The organism is Paradesertivirga mongoliensis (assembly GCF_024436395.1).
In the GTDB taxonomy this organism is placed as follows: Bacteria; Bacteroidota; Bacteroidia; order Sphingobacteriales; family Sphingobacteriaceae; genus Paradesertivirga; species Paradesertivirga mongoliensis.
This window is the reverse complement of record NZ_JAFMZO010000001.1, coordinates 280,796-303,810: the sequence shown is the minus strand read 5'-3', so window position 1 is coordinate 303,810 and position 23,015 is coordinate 280,796. Positions and strand designations below refer to the sequence as shown.

Annotated in this window: 19 protein-coding genes; 7 read left to right on the top strand and 12 right to left on the bottom strand. The window is 42.7% G+C overall.

Annotation, left to right across the window (positions count from 1 at the left end; all coding sequences use genetic code 11):
• Positions 1-135 precede the first annotated feature (135 nt).
• A complete protein-coding gene (locus J3P43_RS00990) occupies positions 136-1,098 on the top strand; it encodes an isopenicillin N synthase family dioxygenase (protein WP_255898036.1) in 963 nt (320 codons plus the stop codon).
• Positions 1,099-1,126: 28 nt separating this feature from the next.
• On the opposite strand, the gene J3P43_RS00985 is transcribed toward J3P43_RS00990, so the two are convergent.
• Entirely contained in the window at positions 1,127-1,609 is a 483-nt protein-coding gene (locus J3P43_RS00985; RefSeq protein ID WP_255898034.1) for a hypothetical protein, read from the bottom strand.
• On the bottom strand, positions 1,584-2,948 hold the full coding sequence (gene tilS, locus J3P43_RS00980; protein WP_255898023.1) for a tRNA lysidine(34) synthetase TilS: 1,365 nt from the start codon (positions 2,946-2,948) through the stop codon (positions 1,584-1,586). Before tilS ends, J3P43_RS00985 begins: the two co-directional genes overlap by 26 nt.
• A 97-nt stretch (positions 2,949-3,045) precedes the next feature.
• On the opposite strand from tilS, the gene J3P43_RS00975 reads away from it, so the two are divergent.
• The gene (locus J3P43_RS00975) at positions 3,046-5,019 is read left to right on the top strand and encodes an OstA-like protein (protein ID WP_255898021.1); all 1,974 of its coding nucleotides are present in this window, start codon (positions 3,046-3,048) and stop codon (positions 5,017-5,019) included.
• A 14-nt stretch (positions 5,020-5,033) separates the two neighbouring features.
• Here J3P43_RS00975 and rdgB read toward each other — a convergent pair whose 3' ends face one another.
• Both rdgB and J3P43_RS00965 read right to left on the bottom strand, forming a co-directional pair.
• Complete coding sequence (gene rdgB / locus J3P43_RS00970) at positions 5,034-5,612, bottom strand: RdgB/HAM1 family non-canonical purine NTP pyrophosphatase (protein ID WP_255898018.1); 579 nt, start codon at positions 5,610-5,612, stop codon at positions 5,034-5,036.
• Between the two features lie 4 nt (positions 5,613-5,616).
• On the bottom strand, positions 5,617-6,207 hold the full coding sequence (locus tag J3P43_RS00965) for a hypothetical protein (protein ID WP_255898008.1): 591 nt from the start codon (positions 6,205-6,207) through the stop codon (positions 5,617-5,619).
• A gap of 266 nt (positions 6,208-6,473) precedes the next feature.
• Here J3P43_RS00965 and J3P43_RS00960 point away from each other — a divergent pair, with 266 nt between their 5' ends.
• Positions 6,474-7,823: a peptidylprolyl isomerase gene (locus J3P43_RS00960; protein WP_255898006.1), complete on the top strand. Its 1,350-nt coding sequence runs from the start codon at positions 6,474-6,476 to the stop codon at positions 7,821-7,823.
• Positions 7,824-7,835: 12 nt separating this feature from the next.
• On the top strand, positions 7,836-8,798 hold the full coding sequence (locus J3P43_RS00955) for an AAA family ATPase (protein ID WP_255898004.1): 963 nt from the start codon (positions 7,836-7,838) through the stop codon (positions 8,796-8,798).
• A gap of 5 nt (positions 8,799-8,803) precedes the next feature.
• Here the strand turns inward: J3P43_RS00955 and J3P43_RS00950 are convergent, their stop codons facing one another.
• The 6 genes from J3P43_RS00950 to mutL form a co-directional block, all read right to left on the bottom strand.
• Positions 8,804-9,694 carry a Cif family virulence factor gene (locus tag J3P43_RS00950; RefSeq protein ID WP_255898002.1) on the bottom strand — a complete coding sequence of 297 codons (891 nt, stop codon included), beginning with the start codon at positions 9,692-9,694 and terminating at the stop codon, positions 8,804-8,806.
• Positions 9,695-9,756: 62 nt separating this feature from the next.
• A complete protein-coding gene (gene cysS / locus J3P43_RS00945) occupies positions 9,757-11,217 on the bottom strand; it encodes a cysteine--tRNA ligase (protein ID WP_255898000.1) in 1,461 nt (486 codons plus the stop codon).
• Positions 11,218-11,267: 50 nt separating this feature from the next.
• Positions 11,268-12,392, bottom strand: coding sequence for an endonuclease/exonuclease/phosphatase family protein (locus J3P43_RS00940; RefSeq protein WP_255897998.1), 1,125 nt, complete (start codon positions 12,390-12,392; stop codon positions 11,268-11,270).
• The gene (locus J3P43_RS00935; RefSeq protein ID WP_255897996.1) at positions 12,389-13,243 is read right to left on the bottom strand and encodes a rhomboid family intramembrane serine protease; all 855 of its coding nucleotides are present in this window, start codon (positions 13,241-13,243) and stop codon (positions 12,389-12,391) included. The genes J3P43_RS00940 and J3P43_RS00935 overlap by 4 nt, the downstream gene beginning before the upstream one ends.
• On the bottom strand, positions 13,240-13,977 hold the full coding sequence (locus J3P43_RS00930) for a rhomboid family intramembrane serine protease (protein WP_255897994.1): 738 nt from the start codon (positions 13,975-13,977) through the stop codon (positions 13,240-13,242). Before J3P43_RS00930 ends, J3P43_RS00935 begins: the two co-directional genes overlap by 4 nt.
• Positions 13,978-13,997: 20 nt before the next feature.
• Positions 13,998-15,845: a DNA mismatch repair endonuclease MutL gene (gene mutL / locus J3P43_RS00925; RefSeq protein WP_255897992.1), complete on the bottom strand. Its 1,848-nt coding sequence runs from the start codon at positions 15,843-15,845 to the stop codon at positions 13,998-14,000.
• Positions 15,846-16,005: 160 nt separating this feature from the next.
• Between mutL and J3P43_RS00920 the strand changes: the two genes are divergently transcribed.
• Both J3P43_RS00920 and bshA read left to right on the top strand, forming a co-directional pair.
• Positions 16,006-17,835: a serine hydrolase domain-containing protein gene (locus J3P43_RS00920; RefSeq protein WP_255897990.1), complete on the top strand. Its 1,830-nt coding sequence runs from the start codon at positions 16,006-16,008 to the stop codon at positions 17,833-17,835.
• A gap of 234 nt (positions 17,836-18,069) precedes the next feature.
• Positions 18,070-19,203, top strand: coding sequence for an N-acetyl-alpha-D-glucosaminyl L-malate synthase BshA (bshA, locus tag J3P43_RS00915; RefSeq protein ID WP_255897988.1), 1,134 nt, complete (start codon positions 18,070-18,072; stop codon positions 19,201-19,203).
• Positions 19,204-19,336: 133 nt separating this feature from the next.
• Here the strand turns inward: bshA and J3P43_RS00910 are convergent, their stop codons facing one another.
• On the bottom strand, positions 19,337-20,455 hold the full coding sequence (locus tag J3P43_RS00910; RefSeq protein WP_255897986.1) for a lactonase family protein: 1,119 nt from the start codon (positions 20,453-20,455) through the stop codon (positions 19,337-19,339).
• A gap of 68 nt (positions 20,456-20,523) precedes the next feature.
• Entirely contained in the window at positions 20,524-21,918 is a 1,395-nt protein-coding gene (locus tag J3P43_RS00905; protein ID WP_255897984.1) for a pseudouridine synthase, read from the bottom strand.
• Between the two features lie 209 nt (positions 21,919-22,127).
• On the opposite strand from J3P43_RS00905, the gene J3P43_RS00900 reads away from it, so the two are divergent.
• Entirely contained in the window at positions 22,128-22,994 is an 867-nt protein-coding gene (locus tag J3P43_RS00900) for a lytic transglycosylase domain-containing protein (RefSeq protein ID WP_255897982.1), read from the top strand.
• The last annotated feature ends 21 nt before the right edge of the window (positions 22,995-23,015 follow it).

The window sequence follows — 23,015 nt, the reverse complement described above, 5'->3', positions numbered from 1 at the left end:
AGAAATTATTTATGTAAACATTCTGCTATCTCATCGGGTTTAAGATGAGGCCGGTAAATATATTTGGATTAAATAGGGCCTGTGTTTTTTGTCCTCCTCGTAGGAGATTTTCAGAATACGTCTTATCTTTAATATATGACAGAAGTAAATATTCCCCGACTCGATTTAAATGATTACCTGAAAGGCACAGCTGAGCAAAAAAGGAAGTTTTCTGATGACATCGGCAAAGCCTTTACCGAAACCGGCTTTGTTACTATTGCAAACCATGGTCTGTCTCCCGAGCTGATGAAGGAGCTCTACGCGGAAGTGAGAAAATTCTTTGACTTGCCGGATGAAATTAAATTAAAGTACGAGAAACCAGAGTTAGCGGGACAGCGGGGCTATACCAGTAAAGGAAAGGAAAAGGCCAAAGACTCGAAAACTCCCGACTTGAAGGAATTCTGGCAAAGAGGGCAGACCGTTACCGATGGCGATCCGGTGAAGAATGAATATCCGGATAATATTGTAGTAGAAGAGCTGCCGAGGTTCAACGAAGTAACACGCGAGGTGTATGAGAGGCTTGAATTTGCAGGAGTGAATCTCTTAAAAGCAATTTCGGTTTTCCTTAAGCTCGATGAAAACTATTTTCAGGATAAAGTACATAACGGCAATTCGATTTTACGGGGGATTCATTATTTCCCGATTGCAGATCCCGACGCACTTCCTGCTGATGCGGTTCGTGCGGGGGCGCATGAAGATATAAACCTGATCACTTTGCTTATCGGAGCCAGCGCCGATGGGTTAGAAGTGCTCACGGTACATGGCGAATGGTATCCTGTTAAGGCTCAGGGCGAAGATATAGTGGTAAATGTTGGCGATATGCTTCAGAGATTAACTAACAACAAATTGAAGTCAACCACTCACAGAGTAGTAAATCCTCCCAGAGAATTGATGAAGACTTCGAGATATTCTGTACCGTTTTTTCTGCATCCTAAATCGAATGTTGATTTGACCTGCCTTGATAATTGTATTGATGAACAACATCCCAAACTATATTCGGACATGACCGCCGGAGAGTATCTGGACGAAAGGTTAAGAGAAATAGGATTAAAAATGTAATAAATTGTTGAAGCTCAGGCTTCGCAATTTATTTTTTCATTTCATCTACCAGAGCTTTTTCGAATTCTTCGGGGCATTGTGTGCCTATAATATATTCAAGTCCGTCTCTGTCTGTCAGGCTTATTGCGTCTTTTCCCCCTGCGTAAAATCTGATCTTTCCTTTTTGATGCAGATTATACACAGGATTATTTAACAAGTAAGAGCTATATGGCCGTCGTTGAACTTTTACAATGCTATTTAAATCAATTTTAACCAGCTTGGTGGTCCATAGGCCGTCAAGAATTACGCTTTTATTTTGTACCGTCGTTCTGTAATGCACCATAAACAGCATAAAAATAGAAACGATAAGAATGGCAAAACCTACTATCAAAAATAAGTCGCCATTGCGGTCGCGGTTCTCGGTAACAAAGTAGGCGGCGAAAGCAAAGATCATCATAACCACACGGATGCTGATCCTGTTAAAATCTCTTCCCAGGTATTGTTTTTCAGTAAAAGCAGGTTTTGTTGTCATGACATGTTTGCATTTCGAATATAATAACTTTTTTGCTCAGGCGGCTAACTTTATAGCGTTCGTCAGACCGGTAACCTGCAATCCAAAGAATGTCTCCGTTACCATTTTCTAATACCGGTACAGAGTTTTTAGCGGTTAAAGGTAGCTTTAGTCCGGTATAAAAATCACTCAATTTTTTTTTACCCTTCATCCCCAGAGGGTAAAAATAGTCGCCTTTATTCCAATGACGAAGTTTTAACGGAAAAAGTAACAGGGCTGCATCAAAAAAAGCTGTATCGCTGGATGCAGAGATTTCCAAACCTATGGCATCAGACTCTTTGATTTCAAACCTGCGGGTTCCCCAAACACAAGATGAAGTTTTCTCATCAATCAATATCTCGGGTAAGGTGGTTTCCTGTAATTTGCTCAGAATCAACTCGTGTCTATCCAGTAGCAAGCGGTGGGTAGTTGATTCAAAGATTTTCCCGGCCTGACCATTCCACGATTTTACAAGATCCTCTAATACAGCTTCCGAGAAATTATAGGGTTTAAAAATCTCATACAACAAAAGCTTTTGAGGTTGTAATTTTCGGAGCTTATCCAAGCCGATATAGATATCCCCGGAAGGGGTAATTCGAAACAGGCCTTCTCTCAAAGTTTCAACCTGATTGTTCAGAAAATCTTCCAACTCCTTAAACCGGCGGCTGTTGCTCTCAAAAGTTTGGTCCAGAAATGGATTTAGTTCTTTTAATTTAGGGATGACTTCCAGTCGCAGTTTGTTGCGTGCATATTTTACAGAGCTGTTTGAGCGATCTTCCCGGTAGGCGAGGTTTTCCTCTCCGGCAATTTCGTCTATTTCATCTCTCCTGAGAAATAATAATGGTCGGATCAGCTTTCCCCTTTTCGGCAAAATGCCATGTAATCCAGCAATCCCTGTACCTCTCACCAGGTTCAAAAGAACGGTTTCGGTAGTATCACTCTGATGGTGAGCAACAGCTATGTAATCAAATCCTTCGTTTGCACGAATGCTCTCAAACCAATTGTAGCGAAGTTCGCGGGCGGCCATTTGGATCGAAAGGCCTTGTTGCTTCGCTAAGATCTCGGTCTGAAACCTGGTATGATAGAAAGGAACGTTAAGCTTTTCAGCTAGCTGTTTACAAAAAATCTCATCACCGTCAGACTCATCAGCCCTTAATTCGAAGTTGCAGTGCGCAATACCAAAACTGAAGCGGGCGTCGTTAAATAAATGCGCCATCAATACAGAATCCTTTCCTCCGCTTATAGCAAGCAGCACCTTTTCCTCTGGTTTAAACAGCTTGTTAAACTCAATGAACGATATGAATCTGTTAAGAGGCAACATTTGTCAAAAATATCTAAATATATCCTGTATTTACTGTCTTAACATACTTTAACGCCCGGGATGTAGTTAGATGCTTTTAAAAAACTAATTTTGCAAAGTGAAGAAATTCCTCTTTCTATATATAGTATTGCTTTCGGCTTTTGGCGTTTCTGCTCAAAGTACAGTTCAGCTGGTACAATCGCAGTCGCTATCTCCGGGTAAACAGGCTTTACGTGTGATAAAACCAGTATTTGCACAAGATGGAACCACCTTGTCGGCCGATAGCGCATTATTTAATAACGCCGCCAATGCTTTTGATGCCTTCGGTCATGTAGTGATTACGCAAAGCAACGGAACCATAATTTATTCCGATGAGCTCAATTACAACGGTAACACCAAGCTGGCGTTGCTTACCGGCAATGTGAAGCTGGTTGATAAAGATGCCACGCTAACCACCAACTATCTTACCTATAATCTTGGTACCCGTATGGGAACCTATATCGGAGGTGGGCAGGTGAACAATCCTCCAACAGTGATTACGAGCAAAAACGGGTATTATTTCGGCACTACTAGCGATGCGTACTTTCGGTATGATGTGGTAGTAACTACGCCCGAGGTTTTGATGAACACTGATACACTTCGCTACAATTCGATAAGTAAGATGTCGTATTTCTACGGCCCTACCAATATTTTAAATAAAAAGGATAAGACTAAGTTATATACTGAGAACGGCCGCTACAACACCGAAACAGATCAGGCCTGGTTTGGGAAGAAGAATCTTTATACCGATGGCACAAAGTCTCTAAAAGGCGACAGTTTGTTTTATGATGGAAAAGCCGGATTTGGCAAGGCCATCAGAAATGTAACTTTCGTAGATACCGAGCAAAAAAGTACCATGAAAGGAAATGTGGGGACTTATCGCAAGGCGGATGAGAGCGCATTGATGACTGGCAGCGCTTATGTAACGATGGTTGTGGAAGAAGATTCAACTAAGGTTGATACTATTTGGATGACGGCAGATACGCTGTTAACGAAGCTTATTTTCTTGCGAGATCTCGTTCCGCTTGACGGAGAGAAATTAAAATCGGATGCCGAAGTTGTAGAGGAAGAGGCCGTAATAGTAGAGGGACAAGCCCCTGGTGCTGCCATTGTTGATGGAAATGTGCCTGCCGCTTTGCCCAATATTCCGAACGAAACTGTTGCACAAGACTCGGTGCCCGAGGTTGCACCGGTAAAAACCCCTCCTAAAAGACGGCTTTTCGGTTTGTTAAAGCCCAGAAAACCCCGTGCACCTAAGGTGGTAAAGCCGGATAAGCCTGAGGCGCCTCTTATCGATTCTGCCTTATCTGTTGCCGAAAAGGATAGCGTGAATGCCTTAACCGACTCGTTGCAAAACGCAAAGAAGGTTAAAGCTCCTTTGGATACAACCCGTACACGCATTATCCTGGCCTATCATAAGGTTAAGATATTTAAGTCTGATTTGCAATCGAAATCCGATTCTGCATTTTACAGTTATGCAGATTCAACCATTCGCTGTTTCCAAAACCCGATTATCTGGACACAGGGTTCACAGCTATCTGCCGATACCATTTTTCTTCAGTTAAAAAACCGGAAGCTTGATAACATGCAGCTTAAGAAAGATGGATTTATTGTAAGTACAGAAAACGATTCTACCAAGTTTAACCAGGTAAAGGGCTCAAAAATGACCGGCTTGTTTGTGAACAGCCGCCTTCACAGGATGCTGGTAGACGGAAATGCCGAAAGTATTTACTATACCACTGAGGATAGTGTGTATTCCGGATTTAACCGAACGCTCAGCGGGCGAATGCGGCTGGATTTTGCTAATAATAAGTTAACCGATGTAATGCTGGTCCGAAAGGCCGAGGGCAAGTATTTTCCGATTGATAAAATTCCGAAAGACGAAGATATGCTGGAAGGATTTGTCTGGAAGCCTGAAGAACGTCCGGCATCTAAGGAAGAAATCATTCCGTCGTTGAGGAAGCCAGGAAAGCAGGCGCCTAAACAGCCGGTGCCTAAGAAGCCTGCCAGCTCTTCACCAAAGAAACCGGCAATTGCTAAGTCAGGGAATTAAAAATCGCCAGACTATTATTGAATTTGGTTTAAGAACTCCACTAACTTTTCCATGGCGCGTCCTCGGTGGCTTATCTGGTTCTTTTCCTGGGCAGACATTTCTGAAAAGGTTTCTTTGTAGCCCAGTGGCTGAAAGACAGGGTCATATCCAAAGCCCGATTTTCCGGAACGTCCGGTGGTGATTGTCCCTTCCACGCTTCCCTCGAAAAAGTGCTCCTTTCCATTTAAAATAAGCGATATCACGCAGCGGAAGCGAGCCCCCCGGTTGGGATTACTGCCTAATTTATCTAGTACCAACTGTAGATTAGCTTCTGTATCTCTTGTGCCAGAATAGTGCGCCGAATAAACTCCAGGCTCGCCGTTTAAGGCATCTATTTCCAGCCCCGAGTCGTCAGAGAAGCAGTCGAGCCCAAAATGATCGAAAATATACCTACTTTTTTGAGAGGCATTTTCTTCGAACGTAGTGCCGGTTTCGGGGATATCTGCTTCGCAGCCAATATCTTTCAGACTTCTTAGTGCAAAGTTGTTGCCAACTATGGCCTGTACTTCTTCCAACTTGTGCTGATTGTTAGTGGCAAACACGAGGGTTCTCATATCTTTAAAGCTTTTTCATTTCATCCCAAAACGCTCTCTTCTTTTCTACACTGTTCAGCATTTCGGTAATACTGTATGTTGCCAGTATCCTGGTGTTCCCATAAACGCTTATCTGGTTGGCCTGTACGCCATCTATCTTAAGCTGAGATGGGTTTATTCCAAAAAAAATTATTGAATTGCAGGCGAAGAACTCTTTTAGTACGGGAAAAGTAGCTGTCGGATACTTGCGTATGTTAAGCAGGGCTACATCGTTCAAATCCTGTTTTTTCCCTTTAAGGATGTTCAATAAGGTCTCCATTTCTTTCGGCCCAAGCACATCATAAGCCGGTTCATTTACCAGGATAAGGGTGTATTTATTGTTTTCGCCCAGGTATTCGAAGTAGTTGGGTTCAGGTGCAGCTTCGGACGCTTGTTTAACTTCAGGCAGTTGCTCAGCTTCCTTGTCTCGTCGCGGTTCTTTTACTTCGACGGGCGCCAGGATTTGCTGATCTTCCGAAATAGTCCTAACGTTTATTTCATCACCTGAAAAATGATACAAATCCTCGTTCATCAGTAATCCAAGTGCAAAGGGGTGCGAGGTTTTTTGTGTGTTCATCAGTTGGCGAAAATAACTCTATTCTGTTAAAAATAGTTAAAACATATTAGCGTTACTAATACAGTTTTTATTTGAGTTACCTTTACACCAAAATATTTTTTTAGTCTTTGCTCTTAATCAGAAATGCCATTAACGATATTGGTACAGATACTAAATTGATTATTTGTTGATTAATAGATTATATCTGATATTTTTGCGACAGTCCGGCTCGAGCGTTTGTGAAGAAATGGAATTTTTAGGTCGCAGACCTTAATTTAAAATTTAGAATGAAAAATTTTTTAAGCGTAATATTTTTAGTACTCACCTCTTTCAGTTCCGTTCTCGCGCAAAAGACGACGATCAACAAAATCGTTGCAATTGTAGGCGATAATGTGATTCTTCAATCTGATATTGAAAGAGATTATGCAAATTATATCCTTCAGGGTAATGCCGAAAATCAAGAAATTAAGTGTTACCTGGTGCAGCAAATGCTTACTCAGAAACTTTTATCGCAGCAGGCCGTGATTGATTCGGTAACGGTAACTGACGATGAAGTAACTAACGAGGCAGACCGCAGGATGCGGGCCCTGATACAGCGAGCCGGAGGACAAGAGAGACTGGAACAGTTTCTAAACCGTTCGGTCATCCAGTATAAAGATCAAATCCGCCCCGATATCAGAGAGCAGCTTGTAGCCCGTAAAATGGAAGGCAAGATTACCGAAAACGTGAGTGTAACTCCTCTGGAGGTTAAGCGCTTTTTCGAGTCTATCCCTAAAGACAGCTTACAGTATTACAATGCAGAAGTAGAAGTGGGTGAGATTGTGATGTATCCCGAGCTTACGAAAAAGGAAAAGGAATCATTCCGGGATAGGGCAGAGGCTCTGCGTTTGCGCATAAAAGGCGGTGAGGATTTCGCAACTTTAGCACGTTTATATTCTGAAGATCCGGGATCCGCAATAGAAGGTGGAAGTCTGGGCTTTTTCGATCGCCAGGTGATGGTGAAAGAATTTACTGCAATGGCTTTTAAACTGAAACCAGGCGAACTTTCGCCGGTTTTTGAAACAGAACACGGCTTCCATATTCTGCAAGTTACAGAAAGAAGAGGAGAGCAGGTAAGCGCCCGCCATATCCTGATCAAAACCAGCCCTACACCAGAAAGCTTAAATCGTACAAAGACTTCTATTGATACACTTTATCAAAGTGTCTTAAATAAACGAATCCCTTTTTCGACAGCTGCTTCACTGTACTCGGATAATAACGAAACCAAGTATAATGGCGGGATGATGCTTAATGCGGAGAATGTACAAGTACGTACAACCTATATTCCCACTGATAAGCTTGAACCAGCTGTGTTCTTGACTATCGATACCATGAAGGTAGGCCAGTTTTCAAAGCCTGAGCTTTTCACCGCCCGTGATGGGAAACAAGGATACCGTTTTCTATATCTTAAATCAAAAACAGAACCGCATCGTGCAAGTCTCGAACTGGATTTTCCTAAATTAAAGGAGATGGCTTACGAAGAAAAAGTAGGCCGTACGGTAAGCGAATGGTTTGAAAAGAGAAGGAGTACCACTTACATCAAAATCGACCCCGAATACCAAAGCTGCTCAAATATGAAGCTTTGGGTATCTAAATAAGAGCATTTATCCATGGCATACAATTCAGATATTGAAGCAGTTGATGCACTTAGTGCATCGTACAGACGAATTCGGCAAGAAATCGGAAATGTAATTATTGGCCAGGACGATGTTGTAAAATCAGTGCTCATATCCATTTTTAGTAACGGGCACTGTCTCCTGGTAGGTGTTCCAGGACTTGCTAAAACCTTGCTGGTACAAACGGTTTCGCAGGTATTAGATCTGTCTTATAACCGCGTGCAGTTTACTCCGGATTTGATGCCTTCTGATATTGTAGGTTCTGAAATACTAGGTGAAGACAGGAACTTCAAATTCATCAAAGGCCCCGTGTTCTCGAATATCATTCTTGCCGATGAGATAAACCGGACCCCTCCTAAAACTCAGGCGGCTTTGCTTGAAGCGATGCAGGAAAAGATTGTAACGGTTGGCGGGCATACCTATCCCTTACCGCAGCCATTTTTTGTGCTTGCTACTCAAAATCCGATAGAGCAGGAGGGAACTTATCCCTTGCCGGAAGCGCAGTTAGACCGGTTTATGTTCAATGTGTTTTTATCTTATCCCTCGTTTCAGGAAGAGCTTCAGGTAGTTAAGAATACAACAGCTAATCGTAATGTAAGTCTCAAAAAGATATTAACCGCCGAACAAATTATATATTTTCAGCAATTAGTGCGCACTATTCCGGTGACGGATAATGTACTTGAATATGCTGTTAACCTGGCAACTAAAACACGTCCGGGTACCGCAAATGCTACAGATGATGTAAACCGCTTTCTAAGTTGGGGAGCCGGTCCGCGCGCTTCGCAATACCTGGTTTTGGGAGCTAAATGCCATGCTGCTATCTCTGGAAAGTATTCTCCGGATATTGAGGATGTGCAGGCGGTGGCAGAGCCGATTTTGAGACACAGAATCGTTAGGAATTATAAAGCAGAAGCAGAAGGAATTACTACCGAAGAATTGATAAGAAAGCTTTTCTAGAAGTTTTAATCGTTCTCCTCTTTTTTAGGCTCATTGGCGGCCTGCACATACGCTTCGTAGATTACGTTCCAAACGTAGCCTTGCTGCACTTCCCACACTCTTACATAATGATATTTTTTGGTTTCGCCCTGGTGTAATATACTCGCGTTTCCATACGTAAAGGCGAGTTCTCCGCTTAACGACCGGTCGGCTTTAACCGGTTCAGAACTCAAATTGAATCCTTGTATCCGCCAAAAGTTCATAATGTTCTTTTTGCCGGTGATGGGTAGAAATCCCGGAAAAAGAAGCCTGCTTTCTTCAGCTATAAATTCCTTTAAGGCTATTTGGTCATCAGCCTTTAAAATAGTTCCCATTAGTTTGTCGGAACTGAATACTACGTCTTCGCGTTGCTGCAAGCGGTTCTGAGAACGCTGCTTTTGATAGATTTCATTCTTGGCATTCTGAAATACCAGAACAGGCTCAGTTTTTGGCTTGGGATGTACAACTCCGATATCGATCGCAAGTTTCCACACTCCCTTAGTGTTTTTTTTCCAAACCGAAAGGTAATCGCCGTAATGAGTTTTGCTCGTGTCGGACGCTTTGAACGTGGAGGGACCAGCGGTTATACCCCAATCTCCGCTTTTAGAGATCCGGGCAAAGGATGGTTCCCAATTCAAGATGCCGAGACTGTCGCGTTTTCCTTTAAAATACTTAATCGCACTAACCGGTCCCGGGCGGAAAATAATGGTATTATCATCAGACACAGAAAGAAAAGCTTTTTTTATACCCTTTTCCTTGGCCAGGGCAGCAAAATAATTTTCAGCAGAAACCAGCTGTCCAACTTTATCTGTGGGCTGAGATATTGCCGTTACAATGGTACAGCCAAAGATAATAAGGTATGTTAATGCCTTTTGCATAGTAGTTGAGTAAAACAATAAAGCGTTTATTTTTATGTTTTGTTGTGTGAGCTGGTTTGCAATTATACTTTGTTCCAGGTGCTGCCTTCTTTTCCGTCTTTGATCTGAATGCCCATTTCCTGTAGGCCAATCCGGATCTTATCGGAAGTAACATAATCCTTATTGCTTTTTGCCTCGAGACGCAGTTTGATAATAAAGTCCATGAGATGACTAAAATCGTTGGTCTGCGATGTTTCCTCCTTCAGTCCCAATATGTCGAATACAAAATCGTTGATTAATGATCTAAGCGCTTGTAGGTCTGATGCAGAGATCGAAGCTTTGCCGTCGTAAACACTATTGATGATGCGGGCCGCCTCGAACAATTCGGCAATCGCAACCGGACTGTTAAAATCATCGTTCATGGCATCGTAGCAGCGTTGTCTGAGCGAACTGATATCGACGTCCGACTTTTCAGAAACTTTCAGCTTTTCGAGTAAGGCGCAGGCATTCATCAATCGCTTAAAGCCTTTATCTGAGGCTTCAAGTGCATCATTAGAAAAATCGAGCGTACTGCGGTAATGAGCCTGGAGCATAAAGAAACGTACGGCCATTGGAGAATAACCGCGCGTTAAAAGCGGATGCTCACCTGTAAATAATTCGTGGGGAAGGAAGCCGTTTCCGGCAGATTTGGACATACGCGCGCCATTGACTGTAAGCATATTGGTATGGAGCCAGTATTTTGCCGGACTTGAATGATTGCAGGCCTGCGATTGCGCAATTTCGTTGGTGTGGTGGGTTGCAGCAAGATCCATCCCTCCGCCGTGTATATCGAAGGTCTCGCCAAGATATTTGCTGCTCATGGCCGAACACTCAATGTGCCATCCGGGGAAACCCCAGCCCCATGGCGATGGCCAGCGCATAATATGTTCAGGCTTCGCTTTAATCCATAATGCAAAATCAAGCCGCCCGCGTTTTTCTTCCTGGCCGCCAAGTTCGCGAGTATTTGCCAGGAGGTCGTCCATGTGGCGGTTGGTAAGTATCGTATAGTTGTTTTCCTGACTATATTTTTCTACATCAAAATAAACTGTCCCGTTAACCTCGTAAGCAAAGTCATTCGCAATGATCTGTTTTATCATCTCAATTTGCTCTGCGATGTGGCCGGTGGCCGTAGGTTCAATACTGGGTGGGAGAGTGTTGAAAAGCTGCATCACATCACGAAATCCAATGGTGTATCGCTGTACGATTTCCATTGGCTCCAGCTGTTCAAGCCGCGCTTTCTTCGAGAACTTATCATCCCCCTCATCTCTATCACCTTCCAGATGTCCGGCATCTGTAATATTTCTTACATATCTCACCTTAAAGCCTAGGTGCAAAAGGTAGCGGTACATTAAATCGAACGATACAAATGTCCGGCAATTACCCAAATGCACATCACTGTAAACAGTGGGGCCGCAAACGTACATCCCTACAAAAGGGGCGTTTAAAGGCTCGAATGTTTCTTTCTTTCTTGTTAATGTATTATAAACAACCAGGTTGTTATTCATGCTGCAAACTTAAAGAATAGTTTGAGATTGAAGAAATGAGATGCCAGCACTTAGGGGTTTAATTCCAGATCTGTACGTACCGGATAGTGATCTGACAATTTCTTATCAATAATGATGTAATTTTTAACTTCAAATGCCGGATTTGTAAGAATATAGTCAATCTGGAAATTTGGAAAATCTCCGTTATAGGTGATGCCAAAACCGCTTCCTTTTTCACGGAAAGCGTTTTTCATTCCGTTTGAAAGAGTGTTTACGGCGTAAGAGATGGGAGTGTCGTTAAAATCGCCGGCAATTATATAAGGCAGATTAGACGCCTCGGCATGTTTTTTTAAGATGTCAACCTGCTCTGCGCGTTTAAGGAAAGCATTTTTAATGCGGCGGCTTAAGCGTTTAGTTGAATTCACATCGGTGTGGATCTCTTTTACGTTTTTTAAGTATTCGTAATCTTCTGGCTGGAAACTTATGGACTGCAAATGAACGTTGTAAACCCTTAGCTTCTTCTGTTTTATTTCGAAGTCGGCAAAGATCACATCGTTCCCTACCGTATTCGGGAAATGAAGTTTACCCCGGTTTCTGATCGGGAATTTAGAGAAGATTGCATAGCCGTTCATCTCATAATCGTTGCCTGCAAGCTCCATAATGTAGTAGTGTTTGGTTTTGAGCAGTTCTTCGATAGCCTTTTTAAAATTATATTCACCCTTTTTTCGGGAGAAGAACTCCTGCACACAGAAAATATCCGGTTGCTCTTTACGGATAACATCCATCATCTGGTTTTTCACCGTTTGCTGATAAACCGTGTCGTCGAAGCGTTTGAAGTAATGAACGTTCCAGGTCATTACTCTGACGATTGCATTTGATGATTTTGGAACCTGGATGCCGGTTGATTCGCGGAAGCCAATAGTGCTCACCAAAAATTTCCAGCCGAGGAGGATGGTCACAACGGATATGAGGGAAAGCGCGGGTTTTTTAAAAAGCCAGAAAAGAATAAAGACAAAATTAAACAGCAGCAGAAAAGGATACCCAAGGCCTAAAAAAGCAATGGGCCAGAAAGTGGCTGGCGAAACAAAAGATGCCACGTAACTCAGAAGGAGCATCGCGGCAGCGAGGATGTTTAGTATTAATAAAAATTTATGTAACCAACCTGGTTTTGTTTTTTTACTTCCAGATCTTCTCATTCTTTGTTGCTGGCTTTGAACAATTGCTCTTTCTCTTGCTGAGTAAGGCTGTTGTATCCCGACCTGGAAATTTTGTCAAGTATTTGATCAATTAATTCCTGTTCGGGAACTCTGGAGGAACTTACGGGTGGAATGCCGGAGTTTTTTACCACTTTCAGTCTTTTTCTCGATTGGAACATCTTACTCCAATCGTTTCCGTTTTGTAGTTGTTTGATGAAGATATAGCCGAACAGAGAGCCTCCAAGGTGGGCAATACTGCCACCGGGGTTCGTCCCAGCGATACTAATAACATCGAGCAGTACGTATACCAGCGCCAGGTATTTTAAACGCACATCTCCAAAAAGAAGCAATCGGACGGAATAATCAGGAACCAGAGTGGCAATAGCTACTACGATAGCCATGATACTGCCTGATGCGCCAAGAAGTATTGAAACATATTTCGAGTCTTCGAAGGCGGGGAAAATATTATAAAAAAGTAAAAATAGCAGGGCTCCGAAAAGGCCTCCGGCAAGATAAATGAAAGTGAATTGCTTCCCGTTCAAAAAATCTTCGAAAATTCGGCCAAACCAGTATAGAACCAGCATGTTGATCAGAAAGTGAAAAATTTCTGTGTGAGCAAACATATAAGTGGCGACGGTCCAGGGCTTGTACAGCAATTTTTCGAGATCTGCGGGCACAGAAAGGTTTAACTGCAACCAGTTGGTGATAGCAATGTCTCGGGTAAATAAGTACTCGAGCCGTAAAATGCCCAGCACTAAAAACACAATAACATTTATGCCGATAAATAAATACAACCGGCTACCCGAATAGAACATTTTGTTCCAAAGCTCTTTGAACATAGACTGCTTCATAAATAACCTCCCGGCCTGCGATGAATGCCCCAATACTTTATTAATAGAAAACCAAAAAGAGCGCCGCCAAGGTGTGCAAAATGAGCAACAGAATCGCCTTGAAATTGTTTAACCCCAAGGAAGAGTTCTACTACAATATAGAACGGTATCAGGTACTTTGCCTTTATAGGGACGGGTAAAAAAATTAATATCAGCTCGGCATTGGGGAACAGCATACCGAAGGCTATAAGAACTCCGAAAATTGCGCCGGAGGCACCCAGCATTGGCGAAAAATAATTGCTCGCCAGCGTTCGCGCTGTTTCAAGGTCTACTCCTTGTAAATTGTTGATTTTTGTGAGGATGTCGGGATTAGTTACCGAGCCGGTTATGCCATGTACCTCAATAGCTTGTACAGCCATTTGTAAAAATAAAGCACCCAAGCCAGTGAATAGATAATAGTTTAGAAACCGCTTTGAACCAAAAGTGTATTCCAGCACCGGTCCGAAGCTGTATAAGGCAAACATATTAAAAAGAATATGCATCAGGTTCTCAGGGCTGTGCATAAACATATAAGTAACTACCTGCCATACTTCAAACTTCGGCGAGTCGAAATAATAAACCGCAAGATAATTTACCAAAGGATACTCCATTGGCCCTTTGATTAGATGGGTTGCAATAAAGAAAATAACATTTATTATCAGAAGGTTTTTTACAACGGGTGGTATATCGGCAAGAAACGAAGGTCTGTAGCTCATTCTATCTTAGTGTGTTCGAATTATCTTTCAAACTTTTGAATTAATTCTTCAAGTGTAAATGTAATAATTACTGGTTTTCCCTGAAGCGAAATATTGGGCGACGCGCATGCGAACAGCTGATCGATCAGGTTGTTCATTTCTCCCTGCGATAGAACGACTCCGCCTTTTATAGCAGCGTTCCTTGCGAGGGTTCGGGCGAGGTTGTCTCTTTTATCTAATTTCAGCAGCGAAAAATTGTTTTTGAAACCTTCTATCAGGTGTTCGAGCATTTCTACTTCGCTAATGTTTGACCCAATATCGGCAGGAATCCCTTCTACAATAAATGTGTTTTTCCCAAATTCGCGAACCTGGAATCCAAGCGCCTGTATGTCGGGTAACAACTCTTTTACCAGTTCAAAGTCGACTGCACCTAACGATACCGTTTGCGGGAAAAGACTTTGCTGACTTGCCCCCTGATGGGTTTCCTGCTGCTGTAAAAAGCGTTCGTAAAGAATCCGTTCGTGTGCTGCCTGCTGGTCAATCAGCATAAATCCAGATTTGATCTGAGAGATGATATAACGGTTATGCAGTTGAAATAATTGCTTTTCGCCATGTTTCTTAACACTATCATCATTGCTCCGCTCTAGCTCAATTTCCTGCTGTTGCTGTGCCGGGTTCCTCACGATTTCGTACAGAGAACCCCAGTTTTTGCTTACATCCTGCCTTTCGCCCCCGGTGCTTCGTAGAAAAGAAATTTCGCGATCCTGTTTCTTTTCTGCCTGGAACGGGTTAAAATCAGGATTGAAGCTAATGGCCGGAGGAATGATATCCTCGTGTGCTTTTTCGGTTATCATGTTATTGAAACCGGTTTCCTGGTTGAAGTCTAAGGTAGGCGTGATGTTATATTGCCCCAGCGATCGCTTTACGGCAGAACGAATAATAGCGTAAATAGATTTTTCGTCCTGATATTTAATCTCTGTTTTAGTAGGATGAACGTTGATGTCGATTTTAGAGGGGTCGATATCTATGAACAATACATAAAGCGGGTAACTATCGTCGGGCAGCAGTTCATCGTAGGCATTTAATACCGCATGGTTCAGATACGGATCTTTGATAAATCGCTTATTTACAAAGAAATACTGCTCTCCGCGCGTCTTTTTGGCGTATTCGGGTTTTCCTACAAATCCTCTTAGCCCGATAATACTGGTATTCTCCTCAACCGGTACGAGTTTTTGGTTATAGCTGCTGCCGAAAATATGTATGATACGTTGCTTGAGCGATGCCTGGGGTAGGTGAAATATCTCATTCCCATCGTGATGGAAAGTGAAGAATATCTCAGGATGTGCGAATGCAACCCGCTGGAATTCGTCAATAATATGACGCAGTTCAACCGGGTTTCCTTTTAGAAAATTCCTTCTTGCCGGGATGTTGTAAAAAAGGTTTTTGACACAGATGCTTGTTCCGGCGCTGCATGATACAGGCTCTTGTTTTATTACTTCCGAGCCTTCGACGCAAATGGTAGTCCCAAGTTCATCCTCATGTCTGCGCGTTTTAAGTTCAACCTGGGCAATTGCGGCAATCGAAGCCATCGCCTCACCCCGGAAACCCATTGTCCGTATGGCGAACAGATCTTCCGCTTTGCGTATTTTGGAAGTTGCATGCCGCTCGAAACACATGCGGGCGTCGGTAACACTCATGCCACAACCATCATCAATAACCTGGATCAGAGATTTTCCGGCATCTTTGATAATTAGCTGTATTTTTCCGGCGCCGGAATCAATGGCATTTTCTATAAGTTCTTTTACTGCTGATGCGGGCCGTTGAACTACTTCGCCCGCGGCAATCTGATTGGCAACCGAATCAGGTAAAAGTTGAATAATATCAGACATATAAGCAAGCAAATTTAATCAAAATAAGCCTCCGCTTTTAACTCTTTGATGTGTGTTGATAATTTTAACATTCAGCAGACCGGCAATTAAATTTGTACTTCTAAGGTGATAATTTCGTTATTAAGATAATTCCATAGAGATTTGCTGAGTAAATTATTTGATGAAGATAAAAATACTTAACAGGTGGTGGCCGGCGATTCCGGTTCTGCTGCTCATATTAATAGTTTTCATGTCTGCCGAATTAGATGAACCTTTGAATTCCGAATGGCTTGTTGAGTCAAAATCGTTGGAATCTTCTGTGGTGCTGCTCAATAATTCAAAAGATATTGTGCCTCTTGGCCGGTTAGAAGACCGGAAGATTGCTGCGGTAAGCGTTGGAGCTACCTTTGAGAAGGAGTTTGTTGGTACATTAAGTAACTATGCGTCGATTTCGGCATTTAAACTTGTTAATACCAATTTGCAGGCTTCTGCAGATACATTAAATGCCCGGCTCAAATTTTTTAATACCGTAATTCTGCAGGTTGGCGATGTGGCGCTCCGGGATCTGCCTTTGCAAAACCTTATACAGGAATTGGCAAAAACCAGGCAAGTCCTCGTGGTGGTTTATGGCAATTCGGGTGGTCTGCAGTTTTTGGATAAGATCAATGTACCTATTATCTGGACGCCGGTGAATTCGCCCGCAGGTGCTGCCTTTAGTGCTCAGGCTGTTTTTGGAGGTGTAGCGCTCTCCGGGAAACTTCTGCAGGATGTTTCTCCTCAAATAAAAAAAGGGGCCGGCTACACCACTAAGGCAAGTCGCTTAAAATACACGGTTCCGGAGGAAGTGGGTATCGACAGCAAGGAGCTTGGACGTCCGATAGACAGGATTGTCAATGAAGCTATTGAGCAGAAAGCCACCCCCGGAGCAGTGGTAATGATTGTTAAAGACGGGAAGGTGATTTTTAATAAAGGCTATGGAAATCACACCTATGCGAATGGGATGCCCACCAGGGCTGGTGATATTTTTGACCTTGCTTCAGTAACTAAAATCGGAGCTACCACTATGGCCGCAATGCGTCTTTATGAAGAGCAAAAGTTAAAATTGGATACGAATGTTGGCGCTTATATTCCCCTGGCCAGAAATACAAATAAAAGCGACTTAACAGTAAGGGAATTGCTTCTCCATCAGGCCGGTTTAGTGGCTTATATTCCTTTTTTCGAAGATTTGAAACCCGGTGATTACAGCCGCGATTCTTCCATCTTCCATCCCGTAAAGGTTGCAGACCACTATTATCTGAGAGCCAATTATTTTGAAGATGTGATGTGGCCACGGATGCTAAAATCGGGTCTTTCGGCCCGCGGAAAATATGTGTACAGCGATTTAAGCATGTACTTAATGAAAGATATTATTGAGCGTTTATCAACTGAGCGTTTGGATAAATACGTGGGAAAGCAGTTTTATGCCCCTCTTGGAATGTATACCGCCGGATTCAATCCGCGCAATCGCTTTCCAAAAAGTCAGATCGTGCCAACAGAACAGGATAATTATTTTCGAAAGACATTAATTGAGGGATACGTCCACGACCAGGGCGCAGCTATGGCTGGTGGTATCTCTGGCCATGCCGGACTCTTTTCTACCGCTAATGATATGGCCATTCTTTTCCAGATGATTCTTAATGGCGGCACTTATGGCGGCAAGCAATACTTCCAGCCTGAAACTATCGACCTCTTTACAACTAGGCAGTCTAATATAAGCCGCAGGGGCCTTGGTTTTGATCGCTGGGATCCTGATCGCACTAATCGCTATCCATCAGACTTAGCTTCATCTAAAAGTTACGGACATACGGGTTATACCGGCACCTGCGTTTGGGTAGATCCGGAGCATAAGCTGATCTATATATTTTTATCTAACCGCGTGCACCCTTCTGTTACAAATAAGCTGAACAGCCTAAGGATCAGGCCGAGGATCCAGGACGCTATTTATAAGGCGATAAGGGATGGCCTGGATTGAGGGGGGCATAAATTAGGTGATTTGCCGGCTTAGGCACCATTTTTTTAGTTACGAACCGAAAAGACAGGGGCCAGTAAGGATTTATGAGCTTTGTGCCTTTGAGCCTTTGTAGCCCAGCTTCTTCTCTTTCAAACCCCGAACTTCATGCCAAAATGATACACGCCACCAATTCTCCGCCCTAAGAATTGACGAAGCATCAACAATCTCCTGATTTTTTTATCTTTATTTTGTGATATGAAGATAGGTATAGTATGCTATCCAACCTTTGGAGGTAGTGGTGTTGTAGCCACAGAGCTTGGAAAAGCTTTAGCCAATAACGGTCACCAAGTACATTTTATCACTTACAGTCAGCCGGCAAGGCTCGACTTTTTTTCTGAAAACTTATATTATCACGAGGTTTCTGTCTCCCAATATCCGTTGTTCGACTATCCGCCATACGAACTGGTGCTGGCAAGTAAGCTGGTAGATGTTGTTCGATTTGAAGGTTTAGACCTATTACACGTGCATTACGCCATTCCCCATGCTTCGGCGGCTTTTATGGCGAAGCAGATATTGGCCACTTATGGCATACATATTCCGGTAGTAACAACCTTGCATGGTACTGATATCACTCTGGTTGGCAGAGATGTAACCTTTAAGCCGGTAGTAACTTTTTCTATAAATCAATCTGACGGCGTAACTTCCGTTTCTGAAGATCTGAAGAAATCGACATACGAACATTTCGACATTCAGAAAGACATTAAAGTGATTCCGAATTTTATCGATTTGAGCCGCTTTAGTCTTAAACCCAAAGATCACTTTAAGAAAGCTATTGCACCGAACAATGAGCGGATCCTGGTTCACACATCAAACTTCAGGAAAGTAAAAAGGGCAACAGACGTTATTAAAATATTTAAAAAGGTAAATGAACAGATCCCATCTAAATTATTAATGGTGGGAGACGGTGAAGATCGTGTAAACTGTGAAGCACTTTGCAGGGAATATAAGATTTGCGAAAACGTGCGCTTTTTAGGGAAACAGGAAGCCGTAGAAGAAATACTTTCTGTGGCTGATTTATTTGTCATGCCCTCTCATTCAGAAAGCTTTGGTTTAGCGGCCTTAGAAGCAATGGCGTGTAAAGTGCCGGTTATATCTTCCAATACCGGTGGTTTGCCTGAGCTAAACTTACAAGGGGTAACAGGCTTTTTAAGCGAGGTAGGAGACGTTGAGGATATGTCCAAAAATGCTATTTATATTCTTGAAGATTCGAAACGCCTGGCCGAATTTAAAGAGAACGCATTAAAGCGCGCAAAGGAATTTGATTTAAGCAACATTCTTCCGATTTACGAACAGTTCTATAAGGAGGTTCTGGACGCGGCTCTCGTTTAGCAAGCAGGCCTTTGAATTAAATGTAGCTGGCTTGTTTTACCATATTACATTTCGAACTTGCTCTTTATATCATGTGAATAGAACAGCTTTTTTATTACTGGTGACACATTTTTGTTTCGTATGCGGTTTCCATTTATTCTGCCGCGCTAAACTTTAGACAAACCGGAGCCCCAACTTCAATCCGTTCACCTGTATCCGACAGCAATCCGGTGTTTTTATCTCTTTTGAAGATCACAATGTTATCGCTGTTCTGGTTAGCCACCAGCAAATAATTCCCGCTAGGGTCTATTGCAAAATTTCTCGGAACTCTCCCTAAAGTGGATTGCCTTCCAACCGTTACCAAAGTCCCGTCTTGTTGTATAGAAAAAATCGCGATATCATTTGCGTCGTCCCGGTTCGATGAATATAGAAACTTACCATCAGGCGAGACATGGATATCTGCCGACCATCTGCGGCCGGTGTATCCTGCCGGCAGGCCCGAAATACTTTGAAGAAAGGTTAGCTCCCCGTTCTTATAGTGGTAAGCCGCCACATCGCAAGTCAGTTCTTGTAATGAATAGGCGAATTTCTTGTTAGGATGAAAATCAAAATGCCTGGGTCCGCTTCCTTGCGGTAGTTTTATTACTTGCGCCGGACTTAATGGTTTTGATGCTTTTGGAGAATACTTGTAGCTCAGTATTTCGTCATTTCCGAGGTCGTTCACGTATAGATATTTTTCATCAGGAGATAACACAGCTGAGTGGGCGTGCGGTTTTTCTTGTTGTCCTTTTCCTATTCCGTTCGAGGTGAATGTAATAGACTGGACCGCATCACCCAGGCTCCCGTCGTTTAAAATCGGAAGAACTGCAAAGCTTCCTCCGCTATAATTAGCTACAAAAACGTTCTTGTTCTTTTTATCTACAGTCACATAACAGGGGCCGTCGCCCATCGAGGATTTTGAGTTTAACAAGTTCAGCGCACCTGTCCTTTTGTCAAAGCTGAAAGCCGATACTGCGCCACGGCCGGGCCCTCCTTCACTTACAGAGTACAGAAATTTTTCATCGCGGCTTAAAGCGAGATACGACGGGTTATTTAATCCAGTGGCCTTGTTCCTGGGAATTACTTTGCCGCTGGCTGCGTCAAATTCATATACGTAGATCCCCTCACTTTTACCCGGTCGGGTATATGTGCCGATCAAAAGATTGAATTTTTGTGCCTGGGTTTCTGTCATGAGGTTTATGATCATGAAAAGAGTAATTATCAGTGGTTTCATTGTTAGCTATATATTGCAAGATAATTATTCTTTAAACAAAAAAGGCTCCGTTTTCACGAAGCCTTTTTCTATTTTATAAGATGTTTTAATTGAATAATTTCTTTTTCTTCCAAGTATCTCCATCTTCCCCTGGGCAAGTCTTTTTTGGTTAAGCTCCCGTAAACTACACGGTCCAGCTTTACCACCTCATAACCTAAAAATTCAAAGATCCGGCGTACAATACGGTTCTTCCCCGTGTGAATTTGAATTCCGATTTCTTTTTTACTTGCTCCTTGCACATAGCTAAGGGCGTCAGGTTTGATCAAACCGTCTTCGAGTTCAAGGCCGTACTCGATTTTATTAAAGTCTCCCTGAGAAAGGTTTTTGTTGAGTTCAACCTGATAGATCTTCGTGATATTGTTTCTTGGATGAGAAAGCTTTTCAGCCAGATCGCCGTCGTTGGTCATTAAAAGCAATCCTGTTGTGTTACGATCAAGGCGTCCCACCGGGTAGATGCGTTCGCGGGAAGCCTTCTCAACCAATTGCATGACCGTTTTACGCTCCTGAGGGTCGTCGGTAGTGGTGATATAGTCTTTCGGCTTGTTTAAAAGCACGTAAGTCATCTTCTCGCGCTTCAGCGTTTCGCCGTTGTATCTTACAATATCTTTAACAGGATTCACTTTGAAGCCCAATTCGGATACCACTTCTCCGTTCACTGAAATAACACCTGCTTCAATCAGCTCGTCGGCTTTTCGTCTTGAGCATATTCCCGCATTGGCAATATATCGGTTTAAGCGGATAAGCTCATCGCCAGAGGGAGAACTTGTTTTTTTCCTTCCGCGGGTTGCAGGCTGGTCAATTTTTTCTTCGGAGGTCCATTTACGTGTTTCATTCTTGCTCTTAAATGGTTTTCTCTCATAAGGTAAACCCGAGCCAGATTTATAAGGTAATTTGTCGCCTTCTCTAAATGGCTTCTTTTCAAAGCTTCGGTCTCCGTCGGGCCTTAATCTTCTTTCATCGCCCGATCTGGCCGGGCGTCGTTCGAATGAACGCTCTTCGCGCGGTTTATCAAAGCTTTTTCCTTCTGAAGATCGCGGCCGTTTTTCGAATGAGCGCTCGCCTAAAGGTTTTTTCTCAAAAGAACGTTCGCCCGAAGTCTTCCTGTCAGCTTTAGGCCTGTCCGATCCGAATGATTTTTTCTCGAAAGAACGATCACTCTTTCCGAAAGGTTTTTCTTTTGAACTGTTAAACGGTTTCTTTGAAAAGGACTTGTCTTCTGTGCTGCGAGAATATTTTTTTTCCTCAGAATCCTTGCCTTCCGGCTTATCTGAGCGACTTTTATAAGGTCTTTTAGAATCGTCCTCAAACTTTTTCTTTTTGAAGTTGTTTGAATTGTCTGGTCGTTCGTTTTTTGAACTTCCGCTTAAACGATTGTTACTGAGGGATTTGTCTTCTCGACTGTTCCGGTTTTTCTTTTCTGGCATGATACGCTGCTAACCTTATTAAAATGGGGTGCAAAGTTAAGAAAATAAACGTCTGTTGCTGCATTGTGTTTCGCAGAAGATTGAAAAAGTGAGAGGGATTTTAATACATGTAAGTGGCTGAATATCGGGCGTATAGCGTAACTATTTGGTAATTAAGCATATATTGAGTATCTTTGGAATCTTTTTTAGTTAAAATAAGTAAGGAACACATGATTAAGAAACATTTAATTGCATGTTCCGGACTGCTAATAGTAATGCTCTCGGCAAAGCTATTTTTATATAGTGCTCCGGAAACCCGTTTAAAGTCGTTTTCACAAAAGGTGAATCTTCCTTTTAAAATGAATCTCCAATTTAAGTTTGCGGAGAAAAAAGAACCCAGCCCGGTAAAGACTAAAGCTTCAACATTAAGATTTGTGAATGAACATTTGCCCCAGGGTAAAGTCATTTCTCAAAAAATGAAAAAGTATTTGAGAGCCCACAATTACCGTCGCATTCAAACCACTAAACTTCATCGCAAAGCTGAACAATGGTTCCCGGTTATTGTGCCAATTCTGAAATCATACGGTATTCCTGAAGATTTCAAATACATGCCCCTGGTTGAGAGTGGTTTGGCAGAGGGCACTTCGCCAAAAGGGGCTGCTGGTTTCTGGCAGTTTATGCCTGGCACTGCGCGTAATTACGGATTGAGGGTAAACGGCAGTATTGATGAGCGTAAAAATATGCGCAAATCGACCATCGCGGCCTGCAAATATTTAAAAGAGTTACACGGAATCTTTAACAGCTGGACCCTGGCTGCTGCTGCATACAATATAGGTGAAGTAAACCTTCTCCGTCAGATGGCAAAGCAGGGACACCGGAATTATTACAAGCTTAAACTGAATGGCGAGACGGCATCTTATGTGTATAAGATCATCGCCATGAAAGAAATAATTGAGAATCCAGCCAAACACGGCTTTGTGAGCCGCAGCAAGCAACTGCTTGCCAATAATCAGGAAGAGCCGGAAGTTCAGCCCTATTCTATTAATCCAACGGTTCAGCAGGGAGCGATAAAGACACTTACGATACTTCAAAATTAGAAAAGTAAAAAAGGCCGAAGC

Excerpts from the sequence above, each read along its gene's own strand:
- J3P43_RS00955 (WP_255898004.1), top strand. The coding sequence starts at position 7,836 with ATGGCATACAATTCAGATATTGAAGCAGTTGATGCACTTAGTGCATCG.
- J3P43_RS00990 (WP_255898036.1), top strand. The coding sequence starts at position 136 with ATGACAGAAGTAAATATTCCCCGACTCGATTTAAATGATTACCTGAAA.
- J3P43_RS00910 (WP_255897986.1), bottom strand. The coding sequence starts at position 20,455 with ATGAAACCACTGATAATTACTCTTTTCATGATCATAAACCTCATGACA.
- tilS (WP_255898023.1), bottom strand. The coding sequence starts at position 2,948 with ATGTTGCCTCTTAACAGATTCATATCGTTCATTGAGTTTAACAAGCTG.
- J3P43_RS00900 (WP_255897982.1), top strand. The coding sequence starts at position 22,128 with ATGATTAAGAAACATTTAATTGCATGTTCCGGACTGCTAATAGTAATG.
- J3P43_RS00935 (WP_255897996.1), bottom strand. The coding sequence starts at position 13,243 with ATGAAGCAGTCTATGTTCAAAGAGCTTTGGAACAAAATGTTCTATTCG.
- J3P43_RS00960 (WP_255898006.1), top strand. The coding sequence starts at position 6,474 with ATGAAAAATTTTTTAAGCGTAATATTTTTAGTACTCACCTCTTTCAGT.
- J3P43_RS00920 (WP_255897990.1), top strand. The coding sequence starts at position 16,006 with ATGAAGATAAAAATACTTAACAGGTGGTGGCCGGCGATTCCGGTTCTG.
- J3P43_RS00985 (WP_255898034.1), bottom strand. The coding sequence starts at position 1,609 with ATGACAACAAAACCTGCTTTTACTGAAAAACAATACCTGGGAAGAGAT.
- J3P43_RS00930 (WP_255897994.1), bottom strand. The coding sequence starts at position 13,977 with ATGAGCTACAGACCTTCGTTTCTTGCCGATATACCACCCGTTGTAAAA.
- mutL (WP_255897992.1), bottom strand. The coding sequence starts at position 15,845 with ATGTCTGATATTATTCAACTTTTACCTGATTCGGTTGCCAATCAGATT.
- rdgB (WP_255898018.1), bottom strand. The coding sequence starts at position 5,612 with ATGAGAACCCTCGTGTTTGCCACTAACAATCAGCACAAGTTGGAAGAA.
- cysS (WP_255898000.1), bottom strand. The coding sequence starts at position 11,217 with ATGAATAACAACCTGGTTGTTTATAATACATTAACAAGAAAGAAAGAA.
- J3P43_RS00940 (WP_255897998.1), bottom strand. The coding sequence starts at position 12,392 with ATGAGAAGATCTGGAAGTAAAAAAACAAAACCAGGTTGGTTACATAAA.
- J3P43_RS00950 (WP_255898002.1), bottom strand. The coding sequence starts at position 9,694 with ATGCAAAAGGCATTAACATACCTTATTATCTTTGGCTGTACCATTGTA.
- bshA (WP_255897988.1), top strand. The coding sequence starts at position 18,070 with ATGAAGATAGGTATAGTATGCTATCCAACCTTTGGAGGTAGTGGTGTT.
- J3P43_RS00965 (WP_255898008.1), bottom strand. The coding sequence starts at position 6,207 with ATGAACACACAAAAAACCTCGCACCCCTTTGCACTTGGATTACTGATG.
- J3P43_RS00905 (WP_255897984.1), bottom strand. The coding sequence starts at position 21,918 with ATGCCAGAAAAGAAAAACCGGAACAGTCGAGAAGACAAATCCCTCAGT.